This window comes from Pseudomonas sp. HN2 (assembly GCF_020736465.1).
In the GTDB taxonomy this organism is placed as follows: domain Bacteria; phylum Pseudomonadota; class Gammaproteobacteria; order Pseudomonadales; family Pseudomonadaceae; genus Aquipseudomonas; species Aquipseudomonas moraviensis_A.
Genome location: NZ_CP085885.1, coordinates 2125173 through 2137486, shown reverse-complemented (window position 1 = coordinate 2137486; position 12314 = coordinate 2125173). Strand labels below are relative to the sequence as shown.

Below are 12314 nucleotides of genomic sequence, written 5' to 3'. Positions count from 1 at the left end.
TTGTGCACCGCTCTAGTGCATTCGGCTGGAGCGCGACACGTCCCTCCACTCTCCATTCAGAGCCGCCGTAATAATGAGCCTGTTCTCCGCTGTCGAAATGGCACCCCGCGATCCAATCCTGGGCCTCAACGAAGCATTCAACGCCGATACCCGAACCACCAAGGTCAACCTGGGCGTGGGCGTGTACTGCAACGAAGAGGGGCGAATTCCACTGCTGCGCGCGGTGATCGAAGCCGAGACGATTCGCGTCGCTCAACACGCTTCGCGCGGTTACCTGCCGATCGATGGCATCGCTGCCTACGACCAGGCCGTGCAAAAACTGCTGTTCGGCAACGACTCGCCGCTGATCAGCTCCGGTCGCGTCATCACTACTCAGGCGGTCGGCGGGACTGGCGCACTGAAAATCGGTGCCGACTTCCTCAAGCAACTGCTGCCAAACGCTGTCGTGGCGATCAGCGATCCAAGCTGGGAAAACCACCGCGCGCTGTTCGAAACCGCTGGTTTCCCGGTGCAGAACTACCGTTATTACGACGCTGCCACCCACGACGTAAATCGTGCCGGCATGCTCGACGACCTCAACGCCCTGCCGAACGGCTCGATCGTTGTCCTGCACGCTTGCTGCCACAACCCGACCGGCGTCGACCTGACCCCGGCGGACTGGAAAAACGTGCTGGACGTTGTCAAGGCCAAGGGACACGTACCGTTCCTCGATATGGCTTACCAAGGTTTCGGCGACGGCATCGATGAAGACGCCGGCGCTGTGCGCCTGTTCGCCGAATCCGGTCTGACCTTCTTCGTCTCGAGCTCGTTCTCCAAGTCGTTCTCGCTGTACGGCGAACGTGTTGGCGCACTGTCAATCATCAGCGAATCGAATGAAGAAAGCGCGCGCGTGCTGTCGCAGGTCAAACGCGTGATCCGCACCAACTACTCCAACCCGCCGACCCACGGCGCCAGCATCGTTGCTGCGGTGCTGAACAGCCCGGAACTGCGTGCGCAGTGGGAAGCCGAGCTGGCCGAGATGCGTCTGCGCATTCGCGGCATGCGCGAGCAGATGGTTGCCCTGCTGGCAGAGAAAGCCCCGGGCCGCGATTTCAGCTTCGTCGGTCGTCAGCGCGGCATGTTCTCCTACTCCGGCCTGACCACCGAACAGGTGCATCGCCTGCGTAACGAGTTCGGCATCTACGCCCTGGACACTGGCCGCATCTGCGTGGCCGCACTGAACCAGAGCAACATCAAGGCTGTGACGGACGCGATCGTGCAGGTCATCTGATTTCGCCGCGTGATCAAAAAACGGGAAGCCTTGAACGGCTTCCCGTTTTTATTTGTCCCGGAATGATGTCCACACCCTCTAGACTGCACACAAATCAGACTGTAGGAGCTCGTAGGAGCTGACGAGTGAAACGAGGCTGCGATCTTTTGATCTTGTTTTTTAAGATCAAGATCAAGATCAAAAGATCGCAGCGTTCCGCAGCTCCTACCGGTTTTGTGTACACCCGAGAATTTTGAGAGAACCCACATGAAAAACGACGACCTGCGCGCTGACCGTGACGATCTGGATGATTTCATCCCGCGCGCCCCGGCCAAGCGTGAGAAGAGCCTGGTGCTGCAAGTGGCCACTGGGGTATTCCTCGGCGGCCTGGCCCTGTGGCTGGTGCAACTGGCGGCGACGGCAGCCTATGCCAAGCTGATGCTCGGCACGATCACCTTCGGCAGTTAAGCCAGTTCGGCCGAGCGCTGAGCGGCGGCGGCGTCGTAAATCACATACAGGGATTCCGCGATCTGGCTCTTGATGGCCTTGCTGCTTTCGAGGCCGAGCACGAAACCCTCGGCCTTGCCGCCGGCACGATTCAATTCTTCGGCGGTGCTGGCGCCGGTGATGGCATCGAAAAGTTTCTCGGCGTGCGGGCCGATGCCTTTGGGCAGGCTGATCTGTGCGGTACTCATGCGAGCACCTCGGTGTTGCGAGTGATTTGAATCATTGGCGCGTACCTTTGCGGCGAATGGCCGGCAGCGCGTGTGACCACTTCCGGGCTGCCATGGTAGACCTCTGAGGCCATTCTGGTAACCGCCAATCGCTGACAAAACACCGTCTGTCCAGGCGAAACGCAAAAAACGCCAGGCGACGCTTGACTTCTCTTTTTGAATCAGTAACATACGCACTAATTCCGCAATAGCTCAGTTGGTAGAGCAAGTGACTGTTAATCACTGGGTCCCTGGTTCGAGTCCAGGTTGTGGAGCCAAATAGCAAAGCCCCTGAATCGCAAGGTTCAGGGGCTTTTTTGTGGGCGCCTGAAAAGATCAAAAGATCGCAGCCTTCGGCGGCTCCTACAGGGAAACGCTGATCCCGATGTAGGAACTGCCGAAGGCTGCGATCTTTTAATCTGCAAACTAAAAGGCCGATCTGTACAACCAGATCGGCCCTTCTGTCTTCAGCAGCAGTCAGACATGTTCGCTGCTTTTCACCTGCACCTTCGGCGCGCCATGCCCATGGTCGTGGTCATCCGGCTCGATCACCGGTACCTCCTTGCCATCGCAATCATGCAGCTTGCCGTCGCTGAAGTAGTCGCCTTCGCGCAGCGCGGCCAGATCGCGATAACGCAGGGTGCGCTCTTCCGCTGCGGCAAACACCGACTGCTGATCCGAGTTGCCAGCCGTAAAGTGGTTGAACGCCAGGTTGAGCAGGATCGCCATGATTGCCGACGAGCTGATGCCCGAATGGAAAATCGTCGCGAACCAGCTCGGGAAATGATCGTAGAAGTTCGGCGCGGCGATCGGGATCATGCCGAAACCGATCGAGGTGGCAACGATGATCAGGTTCACGTTGTTGCGGTAATCCACCTTCGACAACGTGCGGATGCCGCTCGCGGCCACGGTGCCGAACAGCACGATTCCCGCGCCGCCGAGTACCGACGTCGGCACAGCGGCAATCACCCGGCCCATGAACGGCAGCAGGCCGAGGACCACCAGGAACACGCCGCCGGTGGCGACCACGAAACGGCTCTTGATCCCGGTCACCGCCACCAGCCCGACGTTCTGCGCGAAAGCACTTTGCGTGAACGAACCGAAGATCGGCGCAAACATGCTCGACAGCATGTCGGCACGCAGGCCGTTGCCCAAGCGTTTCGAGTCGACCTTTGTGCCGATGATTTCACCCACGGCGAGGATGTCCGCCGAGGTCTCCACCAGGGTCACCATGACCACAATGCACATCGACAGAATCGCGGCGAAATGGAAGGTTGGCATGCCGAAGTGGAACGGCGTCGGGAAGCCGAACATCGGGCCGGTGGTGACACTGGAGAAATCCGCCATGCCGAGGAACACCGCCAGCACCGTGCCGATGACCATGGCCAGGAGGATCGACAACCGCGAAATGGTCGAACTGCCGACCTTGCTCAGCAGCAACACCAGCACCAGCGTTACCGCCGCCAGGCCGATGTTCTGCATGCTGCCGAAGTCCGGCGCGTGGCTGTTGCCACCCATTGCCCAGCGTGCGGCAACGGGCATCAGCGTCAGGCCGATGGTGGTGATCACGATGCCGGTGACCAGCGGCGGGAAGAACTTGGTGATACGCGAGAACACCGGCGTGATCAGCAAGCCGATCAACGAAGCGGCAATCACCGCGCCCAGCACCGATTGGAAACCGCCCTCCCCGCCGCTGCTGACAATCGCGACCATGGTCGCCACGCCGGAGAACGACACGCCCTGAACCAGCGGCAGCTGACAGCCAAAAAACGGCAGACCCAGGGTTTGCAGCAATGTCGCCAGCCCCCCCGCAAACAATGAAGCAGCAATCAACAGACCAATGTCCGCCGGCGACAGACCGGCCGCCTGGCCAATGATCAGTGGCACCGCAACGATACCGCCGTACATGGTCAGAACATGTTGCAGGCCGTAAGCCATATTCGCGCCGACCCCGAGGTTTTCGTCCTCGGGCCGTTGGTGTGAAACATGGGGCGTTTTCATGGTGGGGGGTTCCCTGGTTTTTGTTATGCGCACACTGTATTCAATCATCAGGACAAATGTCCATAGAGTTGTATACAACTTATCGGTCACATAATGGTTAGGTAGCCACCCAAGCTTCTGGCCCGCGGCTTTCGCCCCCACAAACCCGGCAACACATCCACGCTGCGTTCGCGCCAGTGCCCACCAGGCTGAAGTGTTCACGGCGACCGACGGTAAAGTCGCGCTCTTTTTTATGCATATAATGTATGCATAGTGAAATCAGTGGGATTTATTAACGACGGGAGTTAAGGAGGCTTGACCGATGAAAGACGAATATGACTTTTCTGCAGGCAAACGCGGCGCAGTAGCGCCGAGCAAGGGCAAGACGCGCATCACCATCATGCTTGATGACGCGGTGATCGAAGCGGCGCGCACCGCCGCAGAAACCGAAGGCTTTGGCTACCAGACTGTGATCAACAATACCCTTCGCCATGCTCTGCTTGATGGCGCACGCCAGCCGGAGCGCGCTGACGATTCAGGTTTAACGGGGCAATTCAAGAAAGGCATCACCGCTACCGATCTCAAGAGTCTCCAGCGAAAGCTCTCGGCAGCCATCGGCGAAATCCGTCGCGTGCTGGAGCCTGACGTGAAGCCCTAGACCGGTACTGGCGCGATTACCCGAGCCAGCGCTTGGCGCACGCCGGGTGATTCAGGCAACTGAAGATCAAACTCATGCCGCAACAACCCCATCAACTCGTCGACGTCCGCCACTTCGCGCCGCTGGCTTTCTGCCCCCATCGGGTGAATGGCAAAACTGCCGTTGTTCAGGGTCTTGCGCCAGCCATCGCCGGTACGCGCGACCATCAGGCGCTGGGCGAAAGGTGATTCTGGATGGGTCGAGACGTACCAGTTGCCGACGGTGTAATCGATGTCTTCCTGGCGTTGCAGATCAAACAGGTACATAGGTCGCCACTCTCCTGCCACCTTGGCGCGCAGCAAGTAGCCATCGGTCTGCTTGTCGATGCGGTAGGGTTCGTGCGCAGTGGATTGCTCATCTTCGCTGTCGAGCAGCAGCGGTGCCGTTGGCACCATGCCGCCGAAGCCGACGTCGGCGATATAGCGAGTGTCGTCGATGGTGACCAGGCTCAAACGATGCGTGCGCGCCGTGCAACTGCCTTCCGGTTGATTCATCACCACGCGACCGCTGATGCCGCGCGCTTCAAAACCCAGTTCAAGCAGCAGCGCATAGAACAAATGGTTGAGTTCATAACAGTAGCCGCCCCGCCCTTGCCGTAGCACCTTGTCTTCGATAGAGACCAGGTCGATCAACACCGGCACTCCGCTGATGGTTGCCAGATTTTCGAAAACAAACTCAGCGGTATGGCGCAGCTGCAATTGACGCAACGTGTCCAGCGTCGGCGGCGGCGCTGTGTCGAATCCCAGGCGTTGCAAGTACAGATTGGTATTGGTCAGCCGTGGCGCACTCATTGCTCAGTCCTTATGCATGGGGCCGCAGAACACTGCGTGAATGTTGCCCTGTATACGGGATCGAGCACGGCTTGCGACAATTGATTTCGCCAATCGCCCGCTCAGCGTTTTTTCCGCGAGCCAATACGAATCCATGTCGGTGCATGGTCACTGGCGTGCGACTCGTTGCGCACCCAGGCGTCGACGCCGGCGTCATGCAGATACGGAGCCAATGCCGGGTTGAGCAGCAAATGATCGATGCGCAGGCCGGAGTTGGTTTGCCAATGATTGCGGAAGTAATCCCAGAAGGTGTAGATGCGTTCTTCGGGATACACGTGGCGCAGGGAATCGGTCCAGCCCTGATCCAGCAGCCGCTGGTAGCACTCGCGGCTTTCCGGTTGCAACAAGGCATCCTTGAGCCACGAGCGGGTGTTGTAGATGTCCATGTCGGTGGGCACGACATTGAAGTCACCGGCCAGCACCACCGGATGATCGCTGCTCTGCAAGTCTTTGGCGTATCTGATCAGGCGTTCGAACCAGGCCAGTTTGTAATCGAATTTCGGCCCCGGCTGCGGGTTGCCATTGGGCAGATACAGGCAACCGACCAACACACCATGCACTGCCGCTTCGATATAGCGGCTGTGGGTGTCATCGGGATCGCCGGGCAAACCACGCCGACTTTCCAGAGGTTGCGCATCCCGCGCCAGAATCGCCACGCCATTCCATGACGCCTGGCCTTGCCAGATCGCCCCGTAACCGGCGGCTTCCAGTTCTGCGGCGGGAAACGCGCTGTCCACCGATTTCAGTTCTTGCAGACAGGCGATATCCGGCTGCTCGCGCTCGAGCCATTCCAGCAGATTCGGCAGCCGCGCACGCATGCCGTTGACGTTGAAGGTGGCGATTCGCAGGTTTTTCATCGTCCGCAACTCCTGCCCGGTGGGATTGAAAATTGTGACCCCGCGAGCGCCGCCCAGGTTGCATCGAATGACGCAGAGATAGCTCACACGCGATTACGCAACCACTGCAGAAAGCCTCTTTTTGGCGCGACTACGGGCGCTTCCTCGGTCAGCGATTGCGCCTTGTGCAGGCGGAAATCGAGCAATGCCTGCATGGCATCGTGGATGTCGTGGCGCGCGTCCAGGCAGGGTTTCAGGTAGGACTTCTCGATGCGATACAGGGCGCAGAAAGTCTTCGCGGAAAAATCCGCCGGCAGCGCGGTGTCCGAGAGGATCCCGGCCTCGCCGATCACCTCGCCCGGCCCCATGCGTCCGGACTCCAGTGGCGCGCCGTGGCGTTTGAGCGTCACGGAAACCACGCCGGATTCAATGATGAATAAATGATCGCTGACCTCCCCGCCCGCCAGAATCGTCTCGCCGGCGCGGAAAGTTTGCAGGGTCATGTTCTGGCTGAAGGTGTCTTTCTCTTCTTCGCGCAGGGTCGAGAAGATCGGCGAGCTTTCCAGCAGCGCCCTTGGCCGCGACAAATGCGGCGCGGCGCTGGTTTCGGTGCTCGACAGCAGATTGACCCCGGACGCCTGCAAATGTCGGTAAGCGAGGTCGAACAGCTGATTGCGCACCACGCGCTTCTCGCCCATCGAGGCGACGAACCCGCTGATCTCGTATTCCGCGCCACCGCTGGCTGAGCTTTTCAGCGCCACGCTGGGCGCGGGTGTGTCGAGCAATTGCCGGCAGCCCTGCATCGCCCGCTCCAGCGCGTCGATCACCGAGCTGGGCCGGGCATGGGGGCTGACAGGCACGCTGACCGAAACACCGAACATGTTGCTTGGGCGACTGAAGTTGATGATCTTGGCTTTGGCCGCCAGCGAGTTGGGAATCACTGCCATGCTGCCCTGGCTGGTCTGTAAACGCGTGGCGCGCCAGTCGATGTCGGTGACGCGGCCCTCGGTGCCGTCGATCGAGATCCAGTCGTCGAGTTGATAGGGCTTGGTGGTGTTGAGGACGATCCCGGAGAACACGTCGCTCAAGGTGCTCTGCAAGGCCAGACCGACAATGATCGCCAACGCCCCGGAGGTCGCCAGCACGCCTTTGACCGGCAGATCGAGCACGTATGCCAGCGCCGCAATGATCGCGATGAGGAAAATCACCGCGCCGAGCAAGTCCTGCAACAATCGGCCGGTGTGGCCGACCCGTTGCATCATCACCGCACCGATCAACACCGTCAGGGTGCGCGCGCCGAACAGCCACCAACCGATCTGCAACCCGGTCGCCGCCAGATGCAACGGCACGTTGTCGGCCCACGGCGCCGGCTCCATCGGGTTGAGGCCTTCGTTGAACAGAACAATGCTGAACAGGGCGAAAATCAGCACCCGCACCAGCAGTTTCCATTCGCTGCCGCGAGAGCTGATCAGCCGCCACAGGCCCAGATCGAGCAGGATCAGGATCAATGCGCAAAACAACGGATGTTCGGTCAGCAGAGACAGCATCAAACAACTCCGACAAAGGCCAATCGCGAGAAGATCGCACAGATTGGCACAGTGTAGGAGCAATTGATTTCGGCGAATGACCAGCGTCTCGAAAACGCTGAAAAACCTGTGGGAGCGAGCCTGCTCGCGAAGGCGTCCTGTCAGTCACTACCCCTTAGACTGAATCAGAGCATTCGCGAGCAGGCTCGCTCCCACAGGGGCGTTTCAGTTGCCAGTAAAGCTCAGCGTCAGGCGTGCATCTGGCCAAAGCGCCCGGACTGGAAGTCGGCAAAGGCCTGGTGGATTTCCTGCTCGGTGTTCATCACGAACGGGCCATGGCCGACGATCGGTTCGTCGATCGGCTCGCCGCTGAGCAGCAATACCACAGCGTCTTCGCTGGCTTGCAGGGTGAGTCGATCACCGTCGCGTTCGAACAGCGCCAACTGTCCCACTCCCACCGATTCCGCGCCGTTGACCTGCACCGCGCCCTTCAACACCACCAGCGCGGTGTTGCGTCCTTCGTGCAAATCAAGCGTCAGCAACTTGCCGGCATTGAGGCGCAGATCCCAGACGTCGATGGGCGTGAACGTCCGCGACGGGCCGGTGTGCCCGGCGAATTCACCGGCGATCAGACGCAGGCTGCCGGCGTCGTCCTTGAGCGCGATGTTCGGAATATCCCGATCGAGAATGGTCTGGTAACCCGGCGCGGCCATTTTGTCCTTGGCCGGCAGGTTGACCCACAGCTGGACCATTTCCAGCTTGCCGCCGGTTCTGGCGAAGTTCTCCGAATGAAACTCTTCATGGAGGATGCCGGACGCTGCGGTCATCCACTGTACGTCACCCGGGCAGATGGTGCCGCCACTGCCAGTGGAGTCGCGGTGCTGCACTTCACCGTCATAAACGATGGTCACGGTTTCGAACCCACGGTGCGGGTGCTGGCCGACGCCACGCTGTTCTGTGGTCGGGGTGAATTCGGCGGGTCCGGCGTGATCGAGCAACAGAAACGGGCTGATGTGCTTACCCAGGTTGTCGTAGGAAAACAGCGTGCGCACCGGGAAACCATCGCCGACCCAATGGCCGCGCGGGCTGGTGTAGATGCCGATGATGTTTTTCATGGGGTCTCCAATGTGTCATTGCATTGGATTCAGCCTAAAGGCATATCGAATATTCGACTAGAGGGTGCAAATCGGCCTGAGTGTTCCATAGACAGAACAATGGCCCGGTAGCGCCTTTCGCGAGCAGGCTTGCTCCTACAGGAGGCGGCATGGGCTCAGAGACAGCGCGCCAGGCTGTGCATGGCTTCGCGCAACCTGTCGATGGTGCGGTCGATGACCCCGTTATCCCTGTCTCGGCAAGCCGTTTCCAGCTCGACACACGCCGCAACAACCCGCGCAGCCCCGACCATCTGCGCCCCGCCCCTGATGCGATGGGCCAACTCGCGCAAGTCTTCGCGGTCGCTCGCTTGCAATTGATCCAGAGCCTGGAGATCGTCGCGCAGGCTGTTGCCGACTTCCTTGCGCAAGCGTTCGATCAACGAGTGGTCGGCACCGGCCATCTGTTCCAGGGCACTCAGATCGATCTCGACAGGCTCGGCGGCGGGCGGGTGATCTTTGTGCGGCTCGCAAGAGTGGGCGCCGCTCAGGGCTTGCGCCAGATCGTGCAAGCGAATCGGTTTGAACAGGCAGCCGTCCATGCCGGCATCCAGACACCGCAGGCGCTCTTCGATCTGCGCGTTGGCGGTAAAACCGAGAATCAGGCAGCGCCTGCGTCCGGTGGCGGCTTCTTCGTCGCGAATCGCCTGGGCCAGTTCATAGCCATTGCGTCGCGGCATGTTGCAGTCGGTGATTAGCACATCGAAGGCCTGGGTTCGCCATCGATCCAGCCCCTGTTCACCATCGCCGACGTCTACCGTGCGATGCCCGAGTTCGCTCAGTTGCCAGCACATCAGCAAGCGGTTGACCGGGTGATCGTCCACCACCAGCACGTTCAATACACAGGTGGCGGCCGCCGCGTCGGGGGTTGCCGCGGTGGTCGCCATCGCGGTCAGCAGTGGCAACTGCAGGTTGATTTCCACGCGTGTGCCTTGCCCGGGATCGCTGTCCAGACGCAACGTGCCGCCCATCATTTCGCAAAGGTTGCGACTGATCACCAGCCCCAGACCGGACCCGCTGCGCGCCGCTTGTGGACTATTGCCTGCTTGAACGAAGGGATTGAACAGGCGCTTTTGATCGGCGGCACTGATACCGATGCCGCTGTCTTCGATAAGCACTCGCACATTCACCTGCTCGTCCAATATCGCACCGATCTGCAGTTGCAGGCTGACCTCGCCAGCCTCGGTGAACTTGATCGCATTGCTCAGCAGATTCGACAGCACCTGCTTGAAGCGCGTCGGATCGATCAGCACGTCCATGTCGGTGCGCGGATCGAGTTTGATGCGCCACAACAAACGCTTCTGCCGCGCCAGCCCCTCGAACACCCGGCACACCGATGAAACGGTCTCGCGCAGATTGGCCCGCTCGGGGGCGAGGGACAAATGCCCCGACTCGATGCGGGCGATGTCGAGAATATCGCCAATTAGCGCCAACAGTTGCTGGCCGGCATTCGAGGCCACTTGAATCGCCAAGCGGTCAGTCACGCCCTCCTCCGCACGCTTGAGGGCCAGTTCGAGCATGCCGATCAACGCGTTCATTGGTGTGCGGATCTCATGGCTCATGGTCGCCAGAAAGGTACTCTTGGCCCGATTGGCCTCGTCTGCGACATCCTTGGCCTGTTGCAGCTGCAGCAACCACTGTTGACGCTGGTGAATCTGCCGACGCTGCCAGCCGATCCAGAGCATTGCCAGCAGGAGCAAGGCCGCTGCGCCGGCGAAACCCAGCAGAATCTCCTGACGGTGGCGCAGCCAGTAGCTGTCCTCGACCACCACATCGTGGCTCCAGCGCTCGACCAGTTCATCCATCTGCTGCGGCGCGATGCTCAGCAACGCCTTGTTCAGAATCGAATGCAGCAACGCCGATTGCGGCGCCGTGGCCAAAGCGATGCGCGCCGGCTGGTCGCCAACGGTGCCGGTGATCCGCAGGCGGTCGCGGTACTGCCGGGCGATCAGAAAACGCGCCACCAGTAATGAGCTCACCGTCACGTCGACCTGTCCTCTGGCAATCAGCGCCATGCCTTCGGCGGGGCTCTTGACCTCGACCAGACGCAGACCGGGCACGCGTTGCAGCAGGTAATCGCGCAATGGGTGGCCGCGATAGATGGCCAGGCGTTTGCCCGCCAGCGCCTCCAGCGGCAGTGGATGCGGCCCATGCGCAGCGCTGACCAGCACGAACGGATTGTTCAGATAGGCGCGGGTGAATTGCAGCTGCGCTTCACGCTCGGTGCTGGGCGTCACCACTGGCAATACATCGAGCTCACCGGCCTGGAGTTGTTCGAACTGATCGTTCAGTGAAGCGCCGCGCACGATCTCGAAATTCAGCCCGCTGCGCTGCGCAATCAGGCTCAATAACTGCGCCGACAATCCGCTGAAACGCCCGTCGGCACCGAAAAACGCCAGGGGCGCAAAGTCCTCGACAGCGCCCACCCGCACCGTCGGATGCTGTTCCAGCCACTGCTGCTCGGCGGCGCTGAGCTGCACCCGGGACTGTTCGGCCATTTCGGCGAGGCCGACACTCCAGCGCTGTTCGATCAGATGCCGGCGCTCCATGGGCACGGCCTGCAATGCCTTGTCGACGAGGCGCTTGAGCACCACGTCGCTGCGCAACAACGCAAAAGCGAAGGGATTGGCGTCAAGCCCCGACGGCCCGGCCAATTGCAGGTCGTTGCGGTAATTGTTGTTGATCAGGTAGTTGGCACTTATGAAGTCGCCCAGATAGGCATCGTCGGCACCGAAAGCGACCGCGCCGAGTGCATCCATTGCCGAGGCATAAAGTTGCACCTGTGCGTCGGGGTAGAACGCCTGAACAGCAGCCAGTGGCAGGTAATCTTCGACTAGGGCGATGCGTTTGGCCGCCAGATCGGCGGGCAGTTTTTCGTCGTGGCGGGTGACCAGCATCGGCTGATCTTCAGCGTAAGGGCGCGAGAGGATAAAAGCCGGGTCAGCCACTTCAAAACTGTTCGATGTGCCCAGCAGATCGATCTCGCCGCGCTTGAGTGCGGCCATGACCGCAGGGCGATCGGAGAAGCGCTGCACCTGGAGTTCGACGCCGAGCAGTTGCGCCACCAGAGCGGCGTAATCGGCGGTGAGCCCCTCCAGCTCGTGCCGATTGCGGGTGATCTCGAACGGCGGATAGTCCCGCCCTGAAATGCCCATGCGCAACAGCGGATGCTCACGCAGCCACTGGCGTTCCCGCTCGTCGAGGCGAACCTGGACGTTGCCCGGTTCGGGGCGGGCCAGCACCTCCAGTATCTGCGGCGGTGCACCGGCGCAGACCGATGTTACAAGTCCCAGACACAGCCATAGAATCCGCAGTCCCTGCGTCATGTCGGA

10 protein-coding genes and 1 tRNA gene are annotated in these 12314 nt (G+C 60.6%); 4 read left to right on the top strand and 7 right to left on the bottom strand.

Going from position 1 to position 12314, the window contains the following annotated elements; translation table 11 throughout:
- Positions 1 to 73: 73 nt before the first annotated feature.
- Both LIS66_RS09395 and LIS66_RS09390 read left to right on the top strand, forming a co-directional pair.
- Complete coding sequence (locus tag LIS66_RS09395; RefSeq protein WP_227974075.1) at positions 74 to 1270, top strand: amino acid aminotransferase; 1197 nt, start codon at positions 74 to 76, stop codon at positions 1268 to 1270.
- 246 nt (positions 1271 to 1516) lie between these two features.
- Complete coding sequence (locus LIS66_RS09390; protein ID WP_227974074.1) at positions 1517 to 1717, top strand: hypothetical protein; 201 nt, start codon at positions 1517 to 1519, stop codon at positions 1715 to 1717.
- On the opposite strand, the gene LIS66_RS09385 is transcribed toward LIS66_RS09390, so the two are convergent.
- Complete coding sequence (locus LIS66_RS09385; RefSeq protein WP_227974073.1) at positions 1714 to 1944, bottom strand: hypothetical protein; 231 nt, start codon at positions 1942 to 1944, stop codon at positions 1714 to 1716. The genes LIS66_RS09390 and LIS66_RS09385 overlap by 4 nt on opposite strands.
- Positions 1945 to 2164: 220 nt before the next feature.
- Between LIS66_RS09385 and LIS66_RS09380 the strand changes: the two genes are divergently transcribed.
- A tRNA-Asn gene (locus LIS66_RS09380) sits at positions 2165 to 2240 on the top strand.
- 199 nt (positions 2241 to 2439) lie between these two features.
- On the opposite strand, the gene LIS66_RS09375 is transcribed toward LIS66_RS09380, so the two are convergent.
- A complete protein-coding gene (locus LIS66_RS09375; RefSeq protein ID WP_042609415.1) occupies positions 2440 to 3963 on the bottom strand; it encodes a nucleobase:cation symporter-2 family protein in 1524 nt (507 codons plus the stop codon).
- A 301-nt stretch (positions 3964 to 4264) separates the two neighbouring features.
- Between LIS66_RS09375 and LIS66_RS09370 the strand changes: the two genes are divergently transcribed.
- Positions 4265 to 4600, top strand: coding sequence for a BrnA antitoxin family protein (locus LIS66_RS09370; RefSeq protein WP_227974072.1), 336 nt, complete (start codon positions 4265 to 4267; stop codon positions 4598 to 4600).
- Here LIS66_RS09370 and LIS66_RS09365 read toward each other — a convergent pair.
- The 5 genes from LIS66_RS09365 to LIS66_RS09345 all read right to left on the bottom strand — a co-directional run bounded on the left by LIS66_RS09365 (position 4597) and on the right by LIS66_RS09345 (position 12308).
- Positions 4597 to 5430: an arylamine N-acetyltransferase family protein gene (locus LIS66_RS09365; RefSeq protein WP_227974071.1), complete on the bottom strand. Its 834-nt coding sequence runs from the start codon at positions 5428 to 5430 to the stop codon at positions 4597 to 4599. The two genes, LIS66_RS09370 and LIS66_RS09365, sit on opposite strands and share 4 nt — an antisense overlap.
- Before the next feature lie 101 nt (positions 5431 to 5531).
- Entirely contained in the window at positions 5532 to 6326 is a 795-nt protein-coding gene (gene xth, locus LIS66_RS09360) for an exodeoxyribonuclease III (RefSeq protein ID WP_227974070.1), read from the bottom strand.
- 83 nt (positions 6327 to 6409) lie between these two features.
- Positions 6410 to 7852 carry a mechanosensitive ion channel family protein gene (locus LIS66_RS09355; RefSeq protein ID WP_227974069.1) on the bottom strand — a complete coding sequence of 481 codons (1443 nt, stop codon included), beginning with the start codon at positions 7850 to 7852 and terminating at the stop codon, positions 6410 to 6412.
- A 227-nt stretch (positions 7853 to 8079) separates the two neighbouring features.
- Positions 8080 to 8946: a pirin family protein gene (locus tag LIS66_RS09350; RefSeq protein WP_227974068.1), complete on the bottom strand. Its 867-nt coding sequence runs from the start codon at positions 8944 to 8946 to the stop codon at positions 8080 to 8082.
- Between the two features lie 155 nt (positions 8947 to 9101).
- A complete protein-coding gene (locus tag LIS66_RS09345) occupies positions 9102 to 12308 on the bottom strand; it encodes a transporter substrate-binding domain-containing protein (RefSeq protein ID WP_227974067.1) in 3207 nt (1068 codons plus the stop codon).
- Positions 12309 to 12314 lie beyond the last annotated feature (6 nt).